The sequence below is a fragment of the Bacillus nitratireducens genome, assembly GCF_036320425.1.
Lineage (GTDB): Bacteria > Bacillota > Bacilli > Bacillales > Bacillaceae_G > Bacillus_A > Bacillus_A nitratireducens.
Map to the genome: position 1 here is coordinate 1 of NZ_JAUMJO010000012.1, position 24008 is coordinate 24008.

At 36.6% G+C, this 24008-nt stretch carries 18 protein-coding genes, 9 tRNA genes, 1 rRNA gene, 1 pseudogene and 1 riboswitch; of the genes and pseudogenes, 23 read left to right on the forward strand and 6 right to left on the reverse strand.

Features of this window, described 5'->3' with window-relative positions:
- The first annotated feature begins 173 nt into the window (after window positions 1–173).
- The 18 genes and pseudogenes from rrf (at window position 174) to Q3V31_RS27665 (ending at window position 11976) form a co-directional block, all read left to right on the forward strand.
- Window positions 174–289: ribosomal RNA gene (gene rrf / locus Q3V31_RS27585) — 5S ribosomal RNA — on the forward strand.
- 9 nt (window positions 290–298) lie between these two features.
- Window positions 299–373 (forward strand) — tRNA-Asn (locus Q3V31_RS27590).
- Between the two features lie 4 nt (window positions 374–377).
- Window positions 378–450 (forward strand) — tRNA-Thr (locus Q3V31_RS27595).
- A gap of 22 nt (window positions 451–472) precedes the next feature.
- A tRNA-Glu gene (locus Q3V31_RS27600) sits at window positions 473–547 on the forward strand.
- A gap of 5 nt (window positions 548–552) precedes the next feature.
- Window positions 553–628: transfer RNA gene (locus Q3V31_RS27605), tRNA-Val, on the forward strand.
- 16 nt (window positions 629–644) lie between these two features.
- Window positions 645–728: transfer RNA gene (locus Q3V31_RS27610), tRNA-Tyr, on the forward strand.
- A gap of 65 nt (window positions 729–793) precedes the next feature.
- Window positions 794–868, forward strand: a tRNA-Gln gene (locus Q3V31_RS27615).
- Between the two features lie 5 nt (window positions 869–873).
- Window positions 874–949, forward strand: a tRNA-Lys gene (locus Q3V31_RS27620).
- Between the two features lie 5 nt (window positions 950–954).
- Window positions 955–1026 (forward strand) — tRNA-Gly (locus tag Q3V31_RS27625).
- Window positions 1027–1036: 10 nt separating this feature from the next.
- A tRNA-Ala gene (locus Q3V31_RS27630) sits at window positions 1037–1109 on the forward strand.
- A gap of 128 nt (window positions 1110–1237) precedes the next feature.
- Entirely contained in the window at window positions 1238–2383 is a 1146-nt protein-coding gene (locus Q3V31_RS27635; RefSeq protein WP_000869599.1) for a glycerate kinase, read from the forward strand.
- 268 nt (window positions 2384–2651) lie between these two features.
- Complete coding sequence (gene rocF / locus Q3V31_RS27640) at window positions 2652–3545, forward strand: arginase (RefSeq protein WP_329767540.1); 894 nt, start codon at window positions 2652–2654, stop codon at window positions 3543–3545.
- Between the two features lie 247 nt (window positions 3546–3792).
- A complete protein-coding gene (cdaA, locus tag Q3V31_RS27645) occupies window positions 3793–4614 on the forward strand; it encodes a diadenylate cyclase CdaA (protein WP_001115705.1) in 822 nt (273 codons plus the stop codon).
- Entirely contained in the window at window positions 4607–6100 is a 1494-nt protein-coding gene (locus tag Q3V31_RS27650) for a CdaR family protein (protein WP_000359611.1), read from the forward strand. The genes cdaA and Q3V31_RS27650 overlap by 8 nt, the downstream gene beginning before the upstream one ends.
- Window positions 6093–7439 carry a phosphoglucosamine mutase gene (gene glmM, locus Q3V31_RS27655; protein WP_000521477.1) on the forward strand — a complete coding sequence of 449 codons (1347 nt, stop codon included), beginning with the start codon at window positions 6093–6095 and terminating at the stop codon, window positions 7437–7439. Before Q3V31_RS27650 ends, glmM begins: the two co-directional genes overlap by 8 nt.
- 286 nt (window positions 7440–7725) lie before the next feature.
- A pseudogene (locus tag Q3V31_RS31045) lies at window positions 7726–7910 on the forward strand (hypothetical protein).
- A 12-nt stretch (window positions 7911–7922) separates the two neighbouring features.
- The gene (gene glmS, locus Q3V31_RS27660) at window positions 7923–9725 is read left to right on the forward strand and encodes a glutamine--fructose-6-phosphate transaminase (isomerizing) (RefSeq protein WP_000334146.1); all 1803 of its coding nucleotides are present in this window, start codon (window positions 7923–7925) and stop codon (window positions 9723–9725) included.
- Window positions 9726–10011: 286 nt separating this feature from the next.
- On the forward strand, window positions 10012–11976 hold the full coding sequence (locus Q3V31_RS27665; protein WP_097872564.1) for a S9 family peptidase: 1965 nt from the start codon (window positions 10012–10014) through the stop codon (window positions 11974–11976).
- A gap of 181 nt (window positions 11977–12157) precedes the next feature.
- Here Q3V31_RS27665 and Q3V31_RS27670 read toward each other — a convergent pair whose 3' ends face one another.
- Both Q3V31_RS27670 and Q3V31_RS27675 read right to left on the reverse strand, forming a co-directional pair.
- On the reverse strand, window positions 12158–12664 hold the full coding sequence (locus Q3V31_RS27670) for a DoxX family membrane protein (protein WP_000236347.1): 507 nt from the start codon (window positions 12662–12664) through the stop codon (window positions 12158–12160).
- 159 nt (window positions 12665–12823) lie between these two features.
- On the reverse strand, window positions 12824–14125 hold the full coding sequence (locus Q3V31_RS27675) for a DUF5068 domain-containing protein (RefSeq protein WP_329767541.1): 1302 nt from the start codon (window positions 14123–14125) through the stop codon (window positions 12824–12826).
- 500 nt (window positions 14126–14625) lie between these two features.
- Here Q3V31_RS27675 and Q3V31_RS27680 point away from each other — a divergent pair, with 500 nt between their 5' ends.
- Entirely contained in the window at window positions 14626–15402 is a 777-nt protein-coding gene (locus Q3V31_RS27680; protein WP_329767542.1) for an SDR family oxidoreductase, read from the forward strand.
- A gap of 48 nt (window positions 15403–15450) precedes the next feature.
- Here the strand turns inward: Q3V31_RS27680 and Q3V31_RS27685 are convergent, their stop codons facing one another.
- The 4 genes from Q3V31_RS27685 to Q3V31_RS27700 all read right to left on the reverse strand — a co-directional run bounded on the left by Q3V31_RS27685 (window position 15451) and on the right by Q3V31_RS27700 (window position 19147).
- A complete protein-coding gene (locus Q3V31_RS27685) occupies window positions 15451–16119 on the reverse strand; it encodes a methionine ABC transporter permease (protein ID WP_000527158.1) in 669 nt (222 codons plus the stop codon).
- On the reverse strand, window positions 16094–17134 hold the full coding sequence (locus Q3V31_RS27690; RefSeq protein WP_000571347.1) for a methionine ABC transporter ATP-binding protein: 1041 nt from the start codon (window positions 17132–17134) through the stop codon (window positions 16094–16096). Before Q3V31_RS27690 ends, Q3V31_RS27685 begins: the two co-directional genes overlap by 26 nt.
- Before the next feature lie 12 nt (window positions 17135–17146).
- On the reverse strand, window positions 17147–17959 hold the full coding sequence (locus Q3V31_RS27695) for a MetQ/NlpA family ABC transporter substrate-binding protein (protein ID WP_000756967.1): 813 nt from the start codon (window positions 17957–17959) through the stop codon (window positions 17147–17149).
- A gap of 85 nt (window positions 17960–18044) precedes the next feature.
- A riboswitch (SAM riboswitch) is annotated at window positions 18045–18158 on the reverse strand.
- A gap of 80 nt (window positions 18159–18238) precedes the next feature.
- Window positions 18239–19147, reverse strand: a complete 909-nt coding sequence (locus tag Q3V31_RS27700; RefSeq protein WP_000643846.1) for an NAD(P)-dependent alcohol dehydrogenase — start codon at window positions 19145–19147, stop codon at window positions 18239–18241.
- 156 nt (window positions 19148–19303) lie between these two features.
- On the opposite strand from Q3V31_RS27700, the gene Q3V31_RS27705 reads away from it, so the two are divergent.
- The 4 genes from Q3V31_RS27705 (at window position 19304) to Q3V31_RS27720 (ending at window position 23949) form a co-directional block, all read left to right on the forward strand.
- A complete protein-coding gene (locus Q3V31_RS27705) occupies window positions 19304–20068 on the forward strand; it encodes a hypothetical protein (RefSeq protein WP_000733639.1) in 765 nt (254 codons plus the stop codon).
- A gap of 117 nt (window positions 20069–20185) precedes the next feature.
- Window positions 20186–21622 (forward strand): FAD-binding oxidoreductase, encoded by a 1437-nt coding sequence (locus Q3V31_RS27710; protein ID WP_097872567.1) that lies wholly within the window; start codon window positions 20186–20188, stop codon window positions 21620–21622.
- Window positions 21619–22152, forward strand: coding sequence for an MFS transporter (locus Q3V31_RS27715; protein ID WP_000222371.1), 534 nt, complete (start codon window positions 21619–21621; stop codon window positions 22150–22152). Before Q3V31_RS27710 ends, Q3V31_RS27715 begins: the two co-directional genes overlap by 4 nt.
- 78 nt (window positions 22153–22230) lie before the next feature.
- Complete coding sequence (locus Q3V31_RS27720) at window positions 22231–23949, forward strand: DUF3981 domain-containing protein (protein ID WP_016128206.1); 1719 nt, start codon at window positions 22231–22233, stop codon at window positions 23947–23949.
- Window positions 23950–24008 lie beyond the last annotated feature (59 nt).

Genomic DNA, 24008 nt, shown 5'->3' on the forward strand with positions numbered 1-24008 from the left:
AGATGATCAGGTTGATAGGTTCGAGGTGGAAGCATGGTGACATGTGGAGCTGACGAATACTAATAGATCGAGGACTTAACCATATAATATGTAGCAATGTTATCTAGTTTTGAAGGAATATATGTTTAGATTTCTTCTTGACATTCTGAAAAGAATGTGTATAATGATAAAAGTCTGGTAATGATGGCAGAGAGGTCACACCCGTTCCCATACCGAACACGGAAGTTAAGCTCTCTAGCGCCGATGGTAGTTGGGACCTTGTCCCTGTGAGAGTAGGACGTTGCCAGGCTTGTATTATTCCGCAGTAGCTCAGCGGTAGAGCTATCGGCTGTTAACCGATCGGTCGTAGGTTCGATTCCTACCTGCGGAGCCATTATGCTTCCATAGCTCAGCTGGTAGAGTACTTCCATGGTAAGGAAGAGGTCACCGGTTCAAGCCCGGTTGGAAGCTTGGAAAAAGTTTTTAAATTTTTGGCCCGTTGGTCAAGTGGTTAAGACACCGCCCTTTCACGGCGGTAACACGGGTTCGAATCCCGTACGGGTCACCACTTTTGGAGGATTAGCTCAGCTGGGAGAGCACCTGCCTTACAAGCAGGGGGTCGGCGGTTCGATCCCGTCATCCTCCACCATATATATTTAAATGTCGGAGGGGTAGCGAAGTGGCTAAACGCGGCGGACTGTAAATCCGCTCCTTCGGGTTCGGCAGTTCGAATCTGCCCCCCTCCACCATTTTCTTTAAAACAACCTGAAAAGGTTTATTTTTTTGAGAAAATAACCATACTAGTAAATATTAATGGGCTATAGCCAAGCGGTAAGGCAACGGACTTTGACTCCGTCATGCGCTGGTTCGAATCCAGCTAGCCCAGCCATTTACGAGCCATTAGCTCAGTTGGTAGAGCATCTGACTTTTAATCAGAGGGTCGAAGGTTCGAATCCTTCATGGCTCACCATTTTCGCGGAAGTAGTTCAGTGGTAGAATACAACCTTGCCAAGGTTGGGGTCGCGGGTTCGAATCCCGTCTTCCGCTTTATTACTACGGGGCCTTAGCTCAGCTGGGAGAGCGCCTGCCTTGCACGCAGGAGGTCAGCGGTTCGATCCCGCTAGGCTCCATATAAATAGGGAAAGCTTACATCAAATGATGTAAGCTTTTTTTGTGTTTAAATTTTATTAGGAAAGGCAACTTTCATATTTGTCGTTTAAAATGAAGAAAAGGTGTAAATAAGGAACGGGGGATAATTATGAAAGTTGTCATTGCATCTGATTCATATAAAGAAAGTTTGAAAGCTATGGAGGTATGTGAAGCTATTGAAAGAGGTTTTGCAGCAGTTTTTCCTGAAGCAGAGTACGTTAAAGTACCAATTGGAGATGGAGGTGAAGGAACGGTCGAATCTCTTGTTGGTGCTACAATGGGGGAAATTATATCACTTAATGTGACAGGGCCGCTTGGAGAGAGCGTGCAAGCCTTTTATGGTATGTCTAAGGATAAGAAGACAGCATTTATTGAAATGGCAGCAGCGTCAGGATTACAACACGTTCCAATTGAAAAGAGAAACCCACTTATTACAACGACAAAAGGGACAGGTGAACTTATATTACATGCATTAGATCAAGGAGCGAAACACATTATTTTAGGACTTGGAGGAAGTGCTACAAATGATGGTGGGGCTGGTATGCTATCTGCTTTAGGTGCAAGGTTTATAAACAGGAAAGGTGAAGTAATAGAACCCTCTGGAGGGACATTACATTTGATTACTACTGTTGAACTTTCTAGGGTTGATTCACGCCTAAAGGATCTAAAGTTAGAAGCGGCGTGTGATGTAGATAACCCTTTAGTTGGAGCTAGCGGGGCATCTTTTGTGTTTGCGAGACAAAAGGGTGCAAATGTAGAGATGATGAAAGAGCTAGATGAGAATTTAAAACATTATGCTAATATACTTAAACAACATGTGTCTTTAGATGCATCTGAAATACCAGGGGCGGGGGCAGCTGGAGGAATGGGAGCAGCTGTCGTTGCGGTGCTCAAGGGGCAGTTAAGAAAAGGAATTGAAATTGTATTAGATTATACAAATTTTGACAAGTGTATAGAGGGCGCCGATCTGGTTGTAACTGGTGAAGGAAGAATAGATGAACAAACAGCGTATGGAAAAGCTCCTGTTGGTGTCGCGAAGCGGGCGAAATGTCGTCATATTCCTGTAATTGCTATTGGTGGATCTGTATCCTCGAATTATACGACTGTTTACGAAAAGGGAATTGATGCAGTGTTTAGTATTACAGCGAGTCCAATGACATTAGAAGAAGCATATAAAAGGGCAGAAGAGAATATCGAAATGACAGCAAGAAATATTGCAGCAGTGTGGAAACTAGCATCAGAAAAACGCTTCTAAATGTAGAAGTGTTTTTTAATTCATTTATTTGATGATATTTTGCATAATCCTGAGTGATGATGGAGAAAAGTGCGGATAAAAATATTGGCTGATAGAAAGGTCAGTTGTTTCATTAAGTTAACTTTATACATAGAATAGTCTTAAAATTTAGGTTTCAATGAGAGTATAAGTGAATATATTGTATATCCATGCAGAAAAATGTCGAGTTGAGTCAGACTATATAAAAGATTTAAAATATTTAGGAAGGCATAAAAGGGGGATACTATCTATGAAAAAAGAAATCTCAGTTATTGGAGTTCCAATGGATTTAGGACAGATGCGTCGCGGGGTCGATATGGGACCAAGCGCGATCCGTTATGCAGGGGTAATTGAAAGAATTGAACAAATTGGATATGACGTTAAAGATTTGGGAGATATATGTATTGAGAGAGAAAAAGAAGTAGATGAAAATACAAAATTAAGAAACCTTACACAAGTTGCAACTGTATGTAATGAATTAGCAAGTAAGGTTGATCATATTATAGAAGAAGGTCGTTTTCCGCTTGTATTAGGCGGTGACCATAGTATTGCTATCGGTACGCTAGCTGGTGTAGCGAAACATTATAAAAATTTAGGTGTTATTTGGTATGATGCACATGGTGATTTAAATACAGAAGAGACTTCACCATCTGGGAATATTCACGGTATGTCACTTGCTGCAAGTTTAGGCTATGGACATCCGACGCTTGTAGACTTATATGAAGCATATCCAAAGGTGAAGAAAGAGAACGTTGTAATTATCGGTGCACGTGCATTGGATGAAGGAGAAAAATACTTTATTCGCGATGAAGGCATTAAAGTATTCTCAATGCATGAAATCGATCGTATGGGCATGACGGCTGTTATGGAAGAAACAATTGCGTATTTATCTCATACGGATGGCGTTCATTTATCATTAGATCTAGATGGGCTTGATCCTCATGACGCACCAGGAGTTGGAACACCTGTAATTGGTGGTCTATCTTATCGTGAAAGCCACTTAGCGATGGAGATGTTAGCAGAAGCTGATATTGTTACATCTGCTGAGTTTGTTGAAGTAAATACAATTTTAGATGAGAGAAACAGAACAGCAACAACAGCGGTTGCTTTAATGGGTTCTTTATTCGGTGAAAAACTGAAATAAATGTAAGAAAAGCAACTGTGAAGTTGCTTTTTTTATTGGAAAATAGGCGTATAATAATGACTTATATTATACTGTAGGGTAAGAAAGTTTGACATCTTACCAATTTAAGCTAAAGGGGGCGTTTGTAATTGTCGTTTGTTTCATGTATGGTATAATTAACTAGTTGTTGGAAATACATACAGATAGAGCATAAAACAATATTTCAATATATGGATAGAATTGCTCGTAAGTAGGAGGAAGGGTTAGCATGCCTTTTGAAGATACGACCATTTTGAAATATCTTAGTACGGCATTAGATATTGCTGTTGTATGGTTTATTATATATAAGCTAATTCTTATAATCCGGGGCACGAAGGCTGTTCAACTTTTAAAAGGTATTACAGTTATTATTGTCGTCCGGATGATTAGTATTTTACTTGAATTGCATACGCTATATTGGCTAACGGAACAAGTATTAACGTGGGGATTCTTAGCTGTTATTATTATCTTCCAGCCAGAATTGCGAAGAGCACTTGAGCAGCTAGGACGAGGTAGCCTGTTTTCGCGTGTGGGAACTCACGAGGAAGATGAACCTGAAATTGTTGCAACAGCGATAGCGAAAGCTACGGAATATATGGGAAAACGTAGAATAGGTGCATTAATCACGTTGTCAAAAGAGACTGGGATGGGTGACTATGTGGAAACGGGTATTCCGCTGAACGCAAATGTGTCATCAGAATTACTCATTAATATTTTTATCCCTAATACGCCTCTTCATGATGGAGCAGTAATTATGCAGGGAAGTACAATTAAAGCAGCAGCATGTTATCTTCCGCTATCAGAAAGTCCGTTTATTTCTAAGGAGTTAGGAACAAGGCATCGCGCTGCAATGGGAGTTAGTGAAGTTACTGATAGTATTACAGTAGTTGTGTCGGAAGAAACGGGTCAAATTTCTTTAACGAAAAACGGTGAGTTACATCGTGATTTGAAGACAGAGCAGCTGAAGGATATGTTGTTAGCAGAATTTAGTAGGAACGAAAAAACGACTTCTTCGTCTTTATGGAATTGGAGGAGAAAGCGTCATGGATAAGTTAATGGAGAATCATTGGTTTTTAAAAGGAATCTCATTACTATTGGCGTGTATGCTTTTCATGTCAGCAACTTTAACTGAAAAAAATACGACATCGAGTATATTACCTTTCGTAAATGAAACGAAAGAAACATTAACTGATTATCCTATTACCCTTAAGTATGATGAAGAGAAATATATTGTAAGTGGTATTCCATCAGGTGGAGTCAAGGTGAAGTTGGAAGGTCCAAAATCAGCAGTTGCTACAGCAAAAGCAAAAAAACAATTTGATATACCAGTTGATTTGAGAGATAGCGAAAAAGGAACTTATGAAGTTTCTTTGAAAACGAACGGGCTTCCAGATGATGTGAAAGGAACAGTTCAGCCATCAACAATTAAAATTACTCTACATGAAAAAGCGAGAAAATACGTTCATGTAGACTTAAAATTATCAAATGAGGATCAAATGCCAGCGGGTTCTACTCTCGAAAAATCAAACATTAAACCTGATACTGTTGAGGTAGTTGGGACGAAAGAAGAAATCGAAAGTATTTCATCTGCTAAGGCGTATATTGATTTGAAAGGTGTTAATAAAACTGTTACAAAAACACCCGAAGTTACATTATACAATAAAGAAGGAAAACGTTTAAATGTAAGAACAAGTCCATCTAAAATTAGTGTAACGTTGAATGTGGCGACGCAAGCTACAGCAAATAACGTCGAAAAAACAGTTCCTTTAACATATTCGAAAAAAGGTAATTTACCAGAAGGTTTAGCTGTTACAAATATTAGTGTTGAACCAAAAGAAGTAACGATAGCAGGTCCAAAAGACATTTTGGATAATATACAATCTATAGAGGGGGTCGAGGTAGATCTTAGTCAATTGACGGATTCTACAACATTCGATGCCTCTGTTTTATTGCCAAAAGGTGTGACAAGTGCAAAACCAAATCAAGTGAAGGTTTCTGTAGGGGTACAAAAGGTAAAACAAACGAAAAGTAAAACTATAGATGGTATCCCGATTCAAAAAAATGGAATTCCGAATGATGTTACTGCTCAGCTACTTTCGCCACAAGATGGAAAGATAAGCGTTGATATTTCAGGAGAAGCAAGTATAGTAGATAAAATAACAGCTGCTCAAATAACAGCTGCGATTAATCTGCAAAATGTATCTCCGGGGACGAAGGATGTTTCTATTCAAGTGAGTGGTCCTGGTAATATTTCGATAGAACCAAAACAAAAAAGTGCTAAAGTCACAATTGTGAAGAAAGAAAAGCCAGATAAAGAAGTACAGGGTAATATTGAACAACCAGATCCAGCAAACGATAAAGAAAATCAAACTGAAAAACCAAAAAATCCTGAACCGGATCCAGAAAAGGATCAGGAAAAAGATAAAGACAAAGAAAAAGACAAAGACAAAGAAAAAGAAAATGGCCAAGAAACGAGCCAAGAACCAACAGTAGATAATCAAAAAGAGCACGAAAAAGGAGCGAATAATAATGGGTAAATATTTTGGTACAGACGGAGTACGCGGGGTTGCAAATAAGGAATTAACACCTGAATTAGCATTCAAAATTGGACGTTTTGGCGGCTATGTATTAACAAAAGATACAGATCGTCCAAAAGTAATTATTGGCCGTGATACACGTGTATCTGGACATATGTTAGAAGGAGCTTTAGTAGCAGGTCTATTATCAACTGGAGCAGAAGTAATGCGTCTTGGTGTTATTTCTACACCAGGTGTGGCGTATTTAACAAAAGCTTTAGATGCACAAGCGGGTGTTATGATTTCTGCATCTCATAATCCAGTACAAGATAATGGTATTAAGTTCTTTGGTTCAGATGGTTTCAAATTAACAGATGAGCAAGAAGCTGAAATTGAAGCATTATTAGACAAAGAAGTTGACGAGTTACCACGTCCAACAGGTACTAACCTTGGCCAAGTGAGTGATTACTTTGAAGGTGGACAAAAGTATTTACAATACATTAAACAAACTGTAGAGGAAGATTTCTCTGGTTTACATATTGCTTTAGATTGCGCACACGGTGCGACTTCTTCTTTAGCTCCATACTTATTTGCAGACTTAGAAGCTGATATTTCAACGATGGGGACTTCTCCAAACGGTATGAATATTAACGAAGGCGTAGGATCTACACATCCAGAAGTCTTAGCTGAATTAGTAAAAGAAAAAGGTGCTGATATCGGACTTGCTTTTGATGGTGATGGCGACCGTTTAATCGCAGTAGACGAAAAAGGAAACATCGTTGATGGCGATCAAATTATGTTTATTTGTGCGAAGTATATGAAAGAAACTGGTCAATTGAAACATAATACAGTTGTTTCAACAGTTATGAGTAACTTAGGATTCTACAAAGCACTTGAAGCAAACAATATTACAAGTGATAAAACAGCAGTTGGTGACCGCTACGTAATGGAAGAAATGAAACGCGGTGGATATAACCTGGGCGGAGAACAATCAGGTCACATTATCTTACTTGATTACATTACAACTGGTGATGGAATGTTAAGTGCACTTCAACTTGTAAACATCATGAAAATGACGAAAAAGCCATTATCTGAGCTTGCAGGCGAGATGACAAAATTCCCACAATTACTAGTAAACGTTCGTGTAACAGATAAAAAACTAGCATTAGAAAATGAGAAAATTAAAGAAATTATTCGTGTTGTAGAGGAAGAAATGAACGGAGACGGTCGTATTCTTGTTCGTCCATCTGGAACAGAACCACTTATTCGTGTAATGGCAGAAGCACCGACACAAGAAATTTGTGATGGGTATGTACATCGTATTGTAGAAGTTGTGAAAGCGGAAGTTGGAGCTGAATAATTTACCAAATTTGTTTTAAAAGGAGCACAAGAAGTGCTCCTTTTTCATATGTTTTATAGACAATGAAAAAAATTTCATTGACGATTTATATTGTTTGTTATAAGATTGTCTTGTTCTTTTTCTCAAAGGAAATATTGTAAATTATAAAAGCGCCAGAACTACAAGTAGTGTAGTTGACGAGGTGGAGTTTATCGAGATTTCGGCGGATGACTCCCGGTTGTTCATCACAACCGCAATCTTTTACTTAAAACATTAAGGTGACTTAGTGGACAAAGGTGAAAGTGTGATGAGAGAAAAGGAACGGATGAATACTAGCTGTATAAGTATATACGGACTTTAACCCAATCGAGAGGAAGGTGAAAGCCGTTACAAGCTTACAGGGCTAGCAATATGTAATCCGTTTTTTTAATATAAATAAATGGTATCGGACTATGTCGTTACATGTTCGCAAAGCAGTGTAAGCATTTGTAACGGCGACTAAACATGTGTGGAATCGTAGGATTTATTGGAGAGCAAGATGCAAAGGAAATTTTATTAAAAGGTTTAGAAAAGCTAGAATATCGCGGATATGATTCAGCAGGTATTGCAGTACAAGCAGAGAACGGTGTTATTGTATACAAAGAAAAAGGCCGTATTGCAAAACTTCGCGAAGTCGTAGAAGAGAATGTAGCAGCAAGCGTGGGAATCGGTCACACACGCTGGGCTACACACGGTGTTCCAAGCAAAGTAAACGCGCATCCGCATCAAAGTACATCAAAACGCTTTACACTAGTTCATAATGGTGTAATTGAAAACTATGAGTTAGTGAAAAAGGAATATTTACAAGATGTAACGTTCGTAAGTGAGACAGATACAGAAGTTATCGTACAGCTTATGGAACAACAAGTGAGCACAGGACTAAGTGTAGAAGAAGCGTTCCGTAATACGCTATCTCTTTTACATGGCTCTTATGCAATCGGATTACTTGATGCTGAAAATCCAAACATGATTTATGTTGCTAAAAACAAAAGCCCGCTATTAGTAGGTGCTGGTGATAACTTTAACGTTATTGCAAGCGACGCTATGGCGATGTTACAAGTTACAGATCAATTTATCGAGTTAATGGATAAAGAAATGGTAATCGTAACGAAAGAAAGTATTACAATTAAAAACTTACAAGGTGAAACGATTGAACGTGCACCGTTTACAGCGGAATTAGACGCAAGTGATATTGAAAAGGGAACGTATCCTCATTTCATGCTAAAAGAAATCGACGAGCAACCACTTGTAATCCGTAATATTATTCAAAAGTACCAAGATGAAAATGGCGAAATTGAATTAGATCAAGATATCCGTAACGCAATTTTAGATAGCGATCGCATTTACATCATTGCATGTGGAACAAGTTATCATGCAGGTCTTGTTGGAAAGCAATTCATTGAGAAATTTGCGAAAGTACCAGTTGAAGTACATGTAGCAAGTGAATTCTCTTACAACATGCCATTATTAACAGAAAGACCATTCTTCATTTACATTTCACAAAGTGGTGAAACAGCTGATAGCCGTGCAGTACTTGTGCAAACAAATGAAATGGGTCATAAAGCATTAACAATTACAAACGTACCTGGTTCTACGCTTTCTCGTGAAGCTGATTATACACTTCCGTTATATGCGGGACCGGAAATCGCAGTTGCATCGACGAAAGCATACACAGCACAGCTTGCAGTACTTTCAATCTTAGCGGCTGACATTGCAAAAGCAAAAGGTGAGGTTCTTGATTTCGATTTAACACACGAATTAGGACTTGTAGCAAATGCAATGGTAGTACTTTGTGATCAAAAAGAAGAAATGGACGCATTAGCAAAACAATTTTTAGCAACAACGCGTAACTGCTTCTTCATCGGACGTAGCGTAGACTTCTTCGTAGGTTTAGAAGGTGCGTTAAAACTAAAAGAAATCTCTTACATCCAAGCAGAAGGATTTGCTGGAGGAGAATTAAAACACGGTACAATCGCCTTAATCGAAAACGGTACACCAGTTATCGCACTTGCTACACAAGAGCACGTAAACCTTGGAATTCGTGGTAACGTGAAAGAAGTAGTAGCACGCGGAGCTAACCCATGTATCATCTCAATGAAAGGCTTAGAAATGGAAGGTGACAGCTTCGTATTACCAGCTGTACACGAAGCACTAGCACCGCTAGTAGCAGTTATTCCATTCCAACTTATCTCATACTACGCAGCACTTCACCGCGAGTGTGACGTTGATAAGCCACGTAACTTAGCTAAGTCTGTTACTGTTGAGTAGGAGATTGGTAGGTTAATAAATATAGTTGTGGATTTGAAATAAATTTACGAATTTGTATCCCTTTAGATATGTAATCTAAAGGGATATTTTTGTGTCGAAAAAGAACATCTAAAATTGCTAAGTGGATAGCACTCTACTAATAAAAGGTTTACTTTATCGGCTTTAGAACGGAACTACTTTTATTTATCTGAATTTTCCGTTACTATTTTAAGTATCCGTGAACAATTTTCTTTATTACGACAAAAAGAGACGATAGATTCATGGACATTACAAGGGGGCTTATTATATGAAAGTGAAAGCAAAAACATATTTAAGTATAGAAGAGATTATTTCATTACCGTCCTTATCAAGTGCAAACGTAAGTGATGATGGAAAAAACGTAGCATTTGTAAAAAAGTCAGCTAACTGGGAAGACAATACGTATAGAAATCATGTATGGATATATGAGAAAGATAAAGGGCAGAGTTACCCACTAACAGATGGGGATATAGATAGTACACATCCATTATGGTCTCCAGATTCTAAGACTATTGCATACCTTAGCCTAGGCGGTGACGGAGCTAATACAAATCAGATCTTTGTTAAGTCAATAGACGGTTGTAGTGAGGTTCAAATGACTGGTGAGGAAGAAGGGATTAGTACATTTAAATGGGATCCCATGGGTAAAGGTTTTTATTATGTTGCACAGTCAAAAGAATGTGAGGAAATACAGAAACGTAAGGAACGATATGGAGATTTCCATCATGTAGGTAAGGAACATCGGAATAATTGTTTATACTACATTGAAATAGAAAAAGTGAAACAAAATGATAAACAGGAACGGAAGGTTAGCGGTCTTTATCAATTAACGGAGGGTAAGGATTTTTATATACATAACTTTGATATTTCAAATGATGGGACAAAGGTTGTATTTATAGCTACACCAAGCCTAAACGATTATATGAATGGTGATCTATACATATTAGATGTTGAAGCTGAGGAACTACAAAAGATGAATGTAGATAAGTTGTTGGGCGGGAGCGTTTGCTTTTCTCCTGAGGGCAGCAAAATATGTTACTCAGCAAGCATAAGGGAGAAGGAGTACTATAGAAACCATATACAAGAAAGTATATTAGAGATATATGATATGAATACTGGAGAGGTAATTCAGCCTCTAACAAACTTTGATAGTACGGTTATGCCATTACAGTGGACAGATAAGGGGATTTTAATTAGATGGCAGGATAAAACTAATTATCTCATTGGGTTGCTATGTGAAGATGGGACTGTGGAAATGTTAAGTGACAAAGTAGATGGCTTTATAATGGATGCTTCTATAACAAGGGATGGAAATCATATATCCTATAATAAGGCTATTACAAATGAAACCTTTGAAATCTATTTAGACGATAAAAAAATAACGAATGAAAATAGCTTTTTTGAAGGAAAGCTTAAAAGTAATAGGGAAATAATCTCATGGAAAAGTAGTGATGGTCTTGAAATAGAGGGTGTTTTATCGACTCCAGTAGAGTTTGACACAAATGAAAAATATCCCTTATTAGTAGTAATCCATGGTGGTCCGGCTTGGGCATCCTTCCCAATATTTTCAGATTGTTTTAATGAAAAATATCCTATTGAGCAGTTTATCGAAAAAGGCTTTATCGTTTTAGAACCAAACTACAGGGGAAGTTCTGGTTATGGTAATGAATTCTTAAAAGCAAACTATAGAAAACAGGGGATTGCTGACTACGAGGATGTTATATCTGGAGTGGATAAACTAGTTGAAAAAGGGATTGCAGATAAAAATAGAGTAGGGGTTATGGGATGGAGCAACGGAGGATATATATCAGCTTTCTGTTCTACATTTAGTAGTAGATTTAAAGCTATTTCAGTTGGGGGCGGAATTACTAACTGGAGTACCCATTATGTAAATACAGATATCCCTTACTTTATTAGAATGCATTTAGGAAATACTCCATGGAATGATCCAGATATATATACGAAAACATCACCAATGACATATATTAAATCAGCCTGTACGCCCACTTTAATCCAACATGGCGAAAAGGATGCAAGGATTCCAACTTCCAATGCATATGAGCTATATGAAGGGTTAAGGGATATGGAAGTTGATACAGAATTAATTATATTTAAAGGAATGGCATATAGTCCTGATCAGCCGGGAATGAATGTAGCTATTATGAAACAGAATCTGATGTGGTTTTCACACTATATTCTTGGGGAAAGTATGAAAGATTTTAGGGTTTTATAATGGCTTGTTTTAGTCTTTAAGCTTTTTAGATGCTTGAAATAAAGTCGTACACATTTATCCGGTTATATATGATTGAGTTTAACATTTCGGATAAGGCAAACTGTGAAATATTTTGGTGTAAATAAGAAAAGAGCCTGAATGTAGGCTCTTTTCTTATTTATATTTAAAAGATGAACTGTTCTTATGCAGTTTTACTTAATTTATATGCTTCACGGTTATTTTTTTTGAAAAGTTTTGGGAAAACATAACCATCTAATCCAATACGCCCAGCATTCTGTCCTGCAACTAAAATGAACATAGTTAAAATAAGTAGGTTTGGGTTTACACTAACAGTTCCGCTTAATAAAAATGAAAGGTTCATTATGATGCCGAAAAATGCAGCTGTTTTTGTTAATCCACCTAAAATCAAACCTAGTCCTACTAAAATTTCTCCCCATTGAACTAAAAAGCTAAATAGGTCTGCGTTTGGAAGAACAAAATGTTGAAGAAAATCTGCCCACCAACCTTGTACTGCAGGGTGGTCACCTGATGCTTGAGCGATAGCTCCTTTTAGAAAACCACTTGCATCAAAAGACTGTCCAAAAACTTTTCCTATTCCAGCAGCGAGCCATGCATATCCTATGTAAAGTCGTAAAAATAATAATATGAAAGTAGCGCGTTTATCAGTTCTTAAAAAATTGATAACCATTGAAATCCCTCCAATGTATTGTATTTACATGTTTATTATATATCCATTGTGAATAAATTCACAATGGATAAAGTGTGAACAAAAATGGTGTTTTTATAAAATAAAAAAGGCATATAACAATCATATGTTATATGCCTTTTCTATTATATGTTTAGTAATTTATTTAGGTAATGTAAATTTAACTTTTTTACCTTGTGAAATATCTTTAGCTTCTTTATTTCTCATAGGTCCTAACTCAATCTCAAAGCTTTTTTCTTTCCAAATCTTTTCGTACTGCTCTTGATCTAAAATATATACTTGCAGCAATTCTCCAGATGTTCCAGTTTTAACTGCAGCGTTATAGTCGTAATTTAATAGCATACCTTCATTAATCGTATATTGTGTACCATCATTCACTCTTAATGTAGAGCTTATAGGAGATAGTGAAACGTCTTGAGCATCTTTGTTATCAAGCTTGAATTTTACTGTTAACAGAACAAGACCGTTTTTAAAATTTGCAAAGCGTGGAGCTTCGACGGAATTTGGTGTGAATTGAGTGAATTGGTATCCGTCTAATGTAACATTAACAGCACCTAATTCTTGGCTGTTATTAATACTTGATTTCTCTTTTAACATTTTTTTATCGCCCATGTTATTAGCTGTAGCTTTATCTTGGTAGAAAGTGTTATCTGTTGCAACCTTTTCAGCACCTTGTTTGTTTAAACTTAATGAAAATCTTCCAGGACTTCCGATTGGAGCATCAAATTTTCCTTTATTAGCTTGTGCAGTTGGGACTGTGACTGAGACCGTTGAGAGATTTGAAATTTTTGCTAGATCATCTTTTCCGAATGGATAAGCGATATAACCAGAAATAGTTTCTCCTGCTTTTACTAAGTAATCATTCGTTGGAGCAAGCTTAGTTGGTAGCTGATCTTCTGTTGGAATTAAATCTCTATAGTTACTATATGCTTTCTGAGCACCAGTAAATGACATGTCCAATGCTGGCATATAATAAATATCTTTAGCTGAACTATTTTTTACGCTGTAGTTCACAAGAATAACTCCGCCCTCTGTTTGACGATTAAACGGAATGTCGAAGTTTGTATGGAATCCATTTAATTCAACTAATGTATAACCATTCATTGTTACTGAAACATCTTCAGCTTTATAGACTTGTGGTTCCTTATTTTCAAAAAGAACTTTTGTTTTACCACCTGTTTCTTTTTCCATATAGGAAATCAGCTTAGAGTAATCGCTTGAGCTAGTAGCTGTATTTTCAGGCTTTTTATCTTCAGCTTTTTTATCTTCGGATTTTTTTTCTTCAGGTTTATTTTCTTTCGATGTATCCGTTTTTTCTGTTTTGTTTTCTTGCGTTACATCTTCTTTTTGTTCTTTATTTGTCGTATCGCTTTGACCACAGCCAGTTATTACAAAAGCTGCTACGATTAGTGTAGAAAATAAAGAAAGTAATTTTTTTGACATGTTTCTTCCCCCTATTTGTTTAAAACCAGTTGGGTATGTATAATCAGACCCTTTATATCTCTCGCATTAGCCCCACGTTTTATTATAAGAAAGTGAACCAGTATTTACCAGTGTTTTTCTGATTGTTTTTATTATTTTGATATCTTAATGGTTATTTTTAATAGAAACATAGTTAAAGCTTATATAGGTAATTACAATATTTTTCCGCCAAAAGAGAGAGAAGATTATCTTTTCTATTTTAAATATTGAATCTTTTTGTTAGAGTAAATAATAGAGATATATTGAAAGGGGACAAAGACTCGATATGCGTACGAACTTGTAATGATTAGAAATTAGATAGATGAATTTTTCTCTCGTAAGTGAGGGTTTATTTAGTTATCTATGAATCATTCAAGGCCTGCATATTTAGCTTGTACATCCCTTTTGTAAGGATAGATGCCTATGTGGGGAAATTTATATCTCTTATATAAAATATGCGCCCTTTAACTTTGGAGGAGTATATGATGAATCAATTAAAAAATAAAGTAGCTGTTGTTACAGGTGTAAGTCGTCTAGACGGTATAGGAGCAGCTATTTGCACAGAGTTAGCAGAGGCTGGATACGATATATTTTTTACGTATTGGACAGAATACGATAAAGAGATGCCTTGGGGCGTTGATGAAAATGAACAAATACAATTAAAAGAAGAGTTGATACAAAACGGTGTCAAAGTATCGAGCATGGAATTAGATCTAGCTCAGAATGATGCGTCAAATCAGCTTATAAATAAAGTTACTGAACAACTAGGGTACCCTCATATATTAATTAACAATGCAGCGTATTCCACGAATAATGATTTCTCTAATTTGACTGCCGAAGAGTTGGATAAGCATTACATGGTAAATGTTCGCGGCACTACATTATTAAGTAGTAAGTATGCTCAAGGATTTGATAAAAAATCTGGCGGTAGAATTGTTAATATTACTTCGGGGCAATTTAAAGGGCCTATGGCTGGAGAACTAGCCTATGCAACAACGAAGGGAGCTATTGATGCTCTCACTAGTACGTTATCAGCAGAAGTGGCTCATTTAGGGATAACGGTGAATGCAATTAACCCAGGTCCAACTGATACGGGTTGGATGATTGAGGAGATAAAGCAAGGATTAAGACCGATGTTTCCTTTCGGCAGAATTGGTGAGCCAAAGGATGCAGCAAGACTTATTAAGTTTTTAGTGAGCGAAGAAGCCGGGTGGATTACAGGACAAGTTATTCATTCAGAAGGTGGATTTAAGAGATAAGTTTATAAATAAAAAGGAGGTATCTCATTTCAGTGAGATACCTTCTTTTTAATCTTTCTTCAATCTTCGTGCTATACCATTTCCTAATGACTGTAATCCTTGAACGAGAATGATTAAAATAAAGACTGTTGCATACATTACTTCAGGTTCGTAGCGTAAATGTCCGAATCGATATGCGAGATCACCGAGGCCTCCAGCACCTACAAGTCCAGCCATTGCTGTTGCACCGATTAAGCCAATTGTTGCGATTGTTAATCCAAGTACGAGAGACGGACGAGCTTCTTTAACCATAACGTGCCAAATGATTTTTATAGTAGAGACTCCCATTGCTTGATATGCTTCAATGACACCGCGATCCACTTCTAATAAAGCAGTTTCCATTAAACGTGCAATATAAGGGGCTGTAAATACGACAAGTGGTACGATAACACCTTGCACGCCAATGGACGTTCCCATTAGAAACTTTGTGAAAGGTAAAATAAAGAATAATAGAATGATAAATGGAAGAGAGCGAATGACATTAATAATTGTATTAAGAATAGGATAGATAACTTTATTTTCTCGCTGTCCACCAGGTCTCGTTAAAACAAGTGTGACACCGAGTGGTAATGCAATAAGAATAGAGATAAGTAGTGAAATAGATGTCATTTGAAATGTTTGAATTGTTGCTTCCCATATTACGTTACCCCACTCATCCAAAAAGGACTTGTTTCCCATAATCTGTTCTACCTCCTTCTACGATGATCCCTTGTTCTTGTAAAAATGATAAGGCACGGTGTACTTCATTTTTTTCGCCTTGCATATGAACGGTCAGTTTCCCATATGCCTCATGTTTTAACTGCGTAATATTGCCTGATAAAATATTCGGATATACTTGAAAACGTTTTGTAGCGACAGCTAACGCTGGTTCTCCTGAAGCGGTTCCTATAAATGAAAGTGTTACAATTTCCCCGGTGCTTTGTAGTTCTTTCTGTACCTCTTCTGGAATTTTAGCTGCAAATGCGCTATTTACAAATTTCTTCGTTGTTACATGTTGTGGATTTGTAAAAATGTCCTTCACAGTCCCGCTTTCAACGACAGATCCATGTTCCATTACAGCAACTCGATCACATATACGCTGGATGACATTCATTTCGTGTGTAATTAGCAAAATCGTAATTCCGATTTCTTCGTTGATCTTTAATAACAAATCAAGAATAGAATCGGTCGTTTCTGGATCTAATGCGCTCGTTGCTTCATCACTTAATAAAACTTCAGGCTCATGAGATAGTGCGCGAGCAATCGCTACACGTTGCTTTTGACCACCAGATAATTCGCTTGGATAGGCATCTTTTTTATTAAAGAGATCAACAATACGTAAATACTTTTCTACCCTTTTTTCAATTTCATTTTTGGGAAGACCAGATAGACGTAAGGGTAGTGCGATGTTTTCATAAACGGTAACGGTTTTAAGTAAATTGAATCCTTGAAAAATCATGCCGATCTTTTGTCTTGCTTTTGCGAGTTCTTTTGTTGATAAGGTTGTTAAATCTTGTTCATTTACAATGATATTTCCTGTCGTTGGTTTTTCTAATAAATTTACACAACGAATTAATGTACTTTTGCCAGCGCCACTATATCCGATGATTCCAAATACTTCGCCCTTTTTTACTTTAAGGGAAGTTGATTTAAGGGCCTCAACATTCCCTTTTTTTGTTGTAAATACTTTGGAGACGTTTTTTAATTCAATCATTATAGTCAGCTCCTACCAAGACGGTAAAACAGAACCATCGAATTTTTTCTCAATGAAATCTTTTACTTCTTTAGATTGATAAGCTTTCTTTAATTTGTTTACAACAGCATCATCTTTATTTTCAGTACGAACAACGACCCAGTTCACATATGGTGAATCTTTTCCTTCACGGAAAATAGAATCTTTCGCTGGACTTAATTTTGCACCTAATGCAAAGTTTGTATTAATTGCAGCTGCCTTTACTTCACTTAGCTGTGTTGGTAATTGAGATGCCTCTAATTCAACAATCTTTAAATTTTTTGGATTTTCAATTACATCTTTTGCAGTCGCTTTTTCTGTAGCCTTTGGATCAACTTTTAAAACCCCTGCTTTTTCAAATAGCTTTAAAGCGCGAAGCTCATTTGTTGGATCATTTGGGACAGCGATTGCATCGCCCTCTTTTAATTCTTTTACATCTTTTAAGCTTTTAGAATACACACCCATAGGGAATGTTACTGTGGAAAATACTTCAGTTAATTTCATATTACGTTCAGCTTTAAATACGTCTAAATAAGATTTAGTTTGATAGCTATTTACATCAAGGCTTTTTTCATCTAAAGATACGTTCGGTGCTACATAATCATTAAATACCTTTACATCAATTTCGAGACCATCTTTTGCGGCAACTTCTTTCACCTTTTCAAAAATTTGTTCATGCGGTCCACCTGTTACACCAACGGTAATCTTTTTCTCATCTAATGCTTTTACCTCTTTATCAGAATTAGCACCACATGCACCTAACAATAATACAGCTCCACTTACAATACTTAATAATACCTTTTTCATCTATAATTCCCCCTTAATATACGTTCCAAAATAAAAAGCACCTCTCAAAAATAAGAGAGGTGCCGAATAGACGAAATAGGTTCCTCTCTTATCTTCCAAAACGAAAATCGTTCTGCAGGAATTAGCACCTTAGCTTATACGTTATAAGCTCGGTTGCCGGGCATCATCGGGCCAGTCCCTCCGCCACTCTTGATAAGAGTATGTGTATGTAGTTTTTAAATATGGTACTAATAGTAAATCTTACAAAAAGAATTGTCAATGGTATTTTCTGAATATATTTTATTTTAAGGTAATGGAAACATTCCCTTTTTTATGCCCTTTTTCTACATATATATGAGCTTCTGGAATTTCTTCTAAGCGATAAATTCTATCAATAACAGGTTTTAAATTTTCTGTTTCAGTTAATTTTTTTAGTAGAATCATATCTTCTTTACTTACTTTTGCCATCATTCCATTAACAGATACATATTTTCCATTTTGCGTTAATACTTTTTGACAAAGGGATCTTTTAATTTTTCCAACTGCATCAAATATAATATCGTAGCGTTCAGCTCGCTTTGTAAAATCTTCTTTCGTATAATCAATTACGTGATTAGCTCCTAAAGATTGCACGAGTTCAAAGTTTGAATTACTACAAACAGCTGTAACGGTCGCGCCAAAATATTTAGCAAGTTGTACGGCAGCTGTTCCTACTGAACCAGATGCGCCATATATAAGTACTTGTTGCCCTTTTCTTATACGTCCTTTTCTCAGGAAGTGTAATGCTGAAGTTCCGCCAAAAGGAATAATGGCAGCTTCTTCATACGTCACATTGGTAGGTTTTAATGATATCAATCCGCTTTCATGCACACATGTATATTCTGCATAACCACCGACATTAAGCTCTGTTAATGCGAAAACTTGGTCTCCTTTTTTAAATTGAGTTACATCTGTTCCTATTTCTTCGATTTCACCAGATAGCTCGACGCCGAGTATAGGTTTTCTTGGTTTTTTAAAACCTAATATAATCCGCATAGGAATCCAAAATAAAAGGGGGCTATTAAAGCCGCGCATTCTACAATCTCCAGTTGTTACACTTGTTGCGTGAATTTTAACTAATACTTCATTCTTTTTTGGAGTAGGTTTCTCTACATCTTGAAGTTTGAGAACATTAGGTGGCCCATACTTTGTGCAAATAATTGCTTTCATAATGACCTCCTGAATTTAGTTGTTTTTATTTACATCATATTTAAGTATTTCTTTAAACATGTTGTTATTCGAGAAATAAAGTGAAATAGAAATATTAAAAAGTATATAGATTTCAAAGGAAAATAGATGATATCCTTTTGGAAAGGAGGAGAAATTATGAAAAAACTTATTTTAACTTCTAGTATGATCCTTGCAGTTATTTTAGGTGCAGGGTGTAGTAATGAGAAAACAACAAAGACGGATGAACCGAAAAAAGAATCGGTTCAAAAAGAGAAGGAATTAGCCGCGAAGGATGTTTTCAAGAAAGCGAATGAAGCTTTTAAAAATGAAGAACATGTAACGATGACATATGATGTAGGGATAAAAGCTGAAGGAACAGAGATGGATCTGCTAAAGGCTAAAATGCAATTAGAGCCAAAGAAAAAGAATTCTCGTTCTGAAATGAATGTTTCTGGTACAGAGGTTGTAGTGTATGCGGTGGATGGTAAAGTTGCTGGTCAGGTGAAAAATCCTAATACAGGAGAAGTTATATCTGTACCGGAGGAGCAATTAAATGCTAGCGGGATGAAAGCAACTCAAGATATTGTAGATAATTTAGAAGTGCCAGCAGTAGTTTTAGATAAAATGAAGATGGAGAAAAGCGGAGATAAATATAAGCTGACGTTTATATTAAAAGGGCAAGAAACAGAGAGTATGTTAACTAGCATGGATGAAACGCAGAAGAAAATGCTACAAGCACAAAATGCAAAGATAGAAGAAGTGGATGCAGAATACATCATTACAAAAGATTTTAAATATGAATCAGCGAAGATAGATATGATTATGAGTAGTAATGGTAAGGATAAGGCACACATTATTACGAATGCAAAATATACATCGTACGAAAAGTTTGAGCCAATACAGCTGCCAGCAGCAAAGTAATAGTTTTGATGAGGGAGGGACCTAAAATAAAGGGTCTCTCTCTTTTTGTTAATACCTTCTTCGTAGGAAAGTAGGTACAATATGAAGAGGAAGAACGTTAGAAGGGGAGAGTGCCATTTGAAAAAAAGAAAGATAGCAGCTGTTATTGTAGCGTATACAGTGTTGCTCGCGACATCTATATATACATACAAAGAGCAACTGGATCATCCTATTATGAGTGATGTAGGGAAGTTACTTCCAACGAAAATTAAACGTGTTGAAAATGCTGAAGATGAAAGTTCATTAAAAAAGTTAGTGCAAGATGCAACTGTTTCTGGAGAGAAGGTTTCTATTGCAGGTATGCAACATAGCCAAGGCGGACAGACGTATTATCCGAACGGTACGATGCTTGATATGAAAGGGTATAATGAAATATTAGAATTCGATCCGGAGAAGAAGAGGATTAGGGTGCAAAGCGGTGTCACATGGAATGACATTCAAAAGAAAATCAATCCATATGGTCTTGCAGTTCAAGTGATGCAATCTCAAAATATTTTTACTGTGGGTGGTTCATTAAGTGTAAATGTACATGGGCGCGATATTCGTCATGAAGCATTGATTGATACAGTAGAGTCGTTCAGATTGTTAATGGCAGATGGTACGGTGCGTAATGTAAGTAGAGAAGAAAATGCCGATTTGTTTCCGTATGTAGTTGGGGGATACGGATTGTTTGGTGTAATTTTAGATGTGACGCTACAGTTAACAAACGATGAATTGTATGAAACGCATACGAAGGTACTAGATTATAAAGAATACTCTTCATACTTTAAGAATAAAGTACGAAGGGACGAGAATATACGCATGCATTTAGCACGTATTTCTGTTGCCCCAAATTCATTTTTAAAAGAAATGTATGTGACAGATTATGTACTATCAGAAGATCAGCAGAAGCTGAGAGAGTACAGCAAATTAAAAGAAGAAAATATTATAGCTGTGCCGAAATTTTTACTTGGGTTATCACGTTATAGTGACTGGGGAAAGGGCGCATTTTGGGATATACAAAGAAGTTATTTTGAACGTACAGATGGTAAGTACGAAACGCGAAATAACGTAATGAGATCTGATAGTGCTTTTATGGAATACGATAATCCAAACTTGACTGAAGTTTTACAAGAGTACTTTATACCGATAGATGGTTTTGCAGAGTATATAGATGATTTGCGAAGTGTTTTAAATGAAGAGGAATTAAACCTTCTTAACATTACAATCCGCTATGTAGAAAAGAATGAGAATGCGGTGCTATCTTATGCGAAAGATGATATGTTTGCGCTTGTGCTTCTAATTAATCAAGGGCGTTCTGAGGATGAAATAAAGAAAACAAAAGTGGTCATTCAAAAGATGATTGATGTTACGTTAAAGCATAATGGAAGTTATTATTTACCGTATTATTCTTATCCGGCAAAAGAGCAACTAAAGAAAGCATATCCTCGTATAGAAGAATTCCTTCAGAAGAAGAAGGAAGTAGACCCAGAGGAAAGGTTTGTGAATTTATTTTATAAGGAGTATAGCAAATGACATATAGAAGATTTGTAGCGTCACAAAGCATAATTATGATGGCGGGAAGTATGGTATTTCCTTTTTACATTCTATTGCTTCGAAATGTTGGGAATAGCTTCTCGCAATTTGGCTGGGCGTATGGCTTATTTGCCTTAACTTCAGCTCTAGTATATCCGTTAGTTGGAAGAACCTCTGATAGAGTAGGTGATAGAAAGTTATTAATTATATACGCCTGGTCCATGGCTATATTAATGCTTTGTTTTCCTATTGCAACAGAAGTTTGGCATGTATACATTCTCCAAATTTTAATGGGTATTTTAGGTGCTGTGCAGCGTAATACGGAGAAGACGTCGTTAGCACGAAAGGTAGAACAGAAAAAAGCTGGTTATGAAATTGGAAAATATCATGTGTGGACATCGGTTGGAGGAGCAGTAGCAGTTATTGCAACGGGATATTTAGTAGATTTCTTTACGATTGGCACCATTTTTTATATAGCATCTATTTTATATGCAGTGAGTGGAATTGTATTAAGTAGCAAAAAAATATAATCATACCCATTTTTACCTGATTACCCTTTATTTGTTATACTTATGGAGAAGACAAAAGAAAAGGGGACATTGCCTTTGATGAAATTTATAGTTTTAGCTATTCTCACTTTGTTTTTGATTCCATGGACTAGAAGCGGTAATAAAATTCGCGCGGTGGATAAAGGAGGAAATGAGAAAGTTGTAAAGGGTAAGAAATCATCTATTTTAGTTATTCCTGTTTTATTTTGGATAGGTATTGCAATCTATGAATATTTCTGGCTAATTGATGATCGAGCAGATTCTATTCTTACTCATTATTCTGTTGCAGTAGCGGTTTTAATTGGGCTTGTTTTATTTTCACAAGAGCAGGTAGGGAAATTAGAAGGTACATTAAAAGGACTTCTAATGTTTGTTTTACTCGCAAGTTACGGCTATTTTGGTTATTTGCACGATATAGTAATCTCGCAAAAGAAATATGATTCGGTCGTGAAGGTAGAGAAAGATATTTCAGAGACATTTACTGAAAATGACCAACCGTTTACAGTTCCGCCTAAAACAGCGGAAAATAAAATGAAAAAGGTATTTGGTGATATTCCGAAAGTAGCTTATTTTGAGCTAGGGGAATTAACGCCACAAATGGTAAATGGTGAAGCCTTGTATGTAGCACCGATAGAAGTTTCGGGATTTTTTAAAGCGCGTAAGGCAGGAACAATACCAGGTTACGTAACAATGTCAGGTACAAATCCTGATGCGGAAGCGAAATTACATCTTGGATATAAAATGAAGTATGTACCAAGTATGTTTTTTGGTAATAAATTAGAACGTGCTGTTCGAAAAGCAGAGCCAGATTTAGTTTTTAAAGGGAAACCAAAATTTGAAGTTGATGATAAAGGAAAACCGTATTATACAATGACATACGGTGAGTTTATTTCAGGAAGATCAGGGTTTGAAGTAGAAGGCGTTGTCGTTGTTGATGCACAAACAGGTGATGTGAAGCGATATGATAAAGGGAATGCACCTAAATTCGTTGATGGTGTATTAAATCATGAAACAGCATCTACGTTAAATACGTACTTCGGAAAATACATTCACGGATTTTGGAATACGAAATTCTCACAAACTGACATGAAGATTCCGACTGAGTGGGGGACGAAGGAGGGCGTTACACCTATCTTCGGAAAGGATGGTAAACTGTATTACTTTACAGACTTTACCTCTCCGAAAGAAGGAGTAGATTCTGCTCTCGGTTACTCATTAGTTGATGCACGTACAGGAAAGTTGTATTACTATAACGGAAAAGAAGTGAAAGGAATTATGGACGGTTCGGCTGCTACAGAAGTAGTAGATAATTCCTTTAAGAGAGAGAAATGGCATGGAACAATGCCAGTTATTTATAACGTATACGGTAAGCCTTCTTGGATTGTACCAGTTATTGATGACGGCGGGTTAGTACGTGCTCATACTGTTATATATGCTTCTAATGCAAAAGTGTTTGCGTCAGGTTCGACGCAAAAAGAAGCGCTTGAGAACTATAAAAATGCGCTAAGCGGAAGTGGTGATTCATTTAGACCGACTTCAAATGGGAAAGAAGCGCAAAAAGAAGGCACTGTACAACGTGTGTATAAAGAAAAATCAGGTGAAAACACGATTGTGTACGTACTATTAGAAAATGAGCAAAAAGTATTTATGGTACCAGCGAAGAAATTCCCATATGCAATGTTTACAGAAGTAGGAGATCCAATTCAAATCACATATTTAGACACAGGAGAAACGATGGCACCTGTATCTAAATTTACAAATAGTAATTTGAAAAAGTAAAGCGATAGAGATTCTATCGCTTTTTTTACATTATTAAACAGGAAAATACAGTATACTTG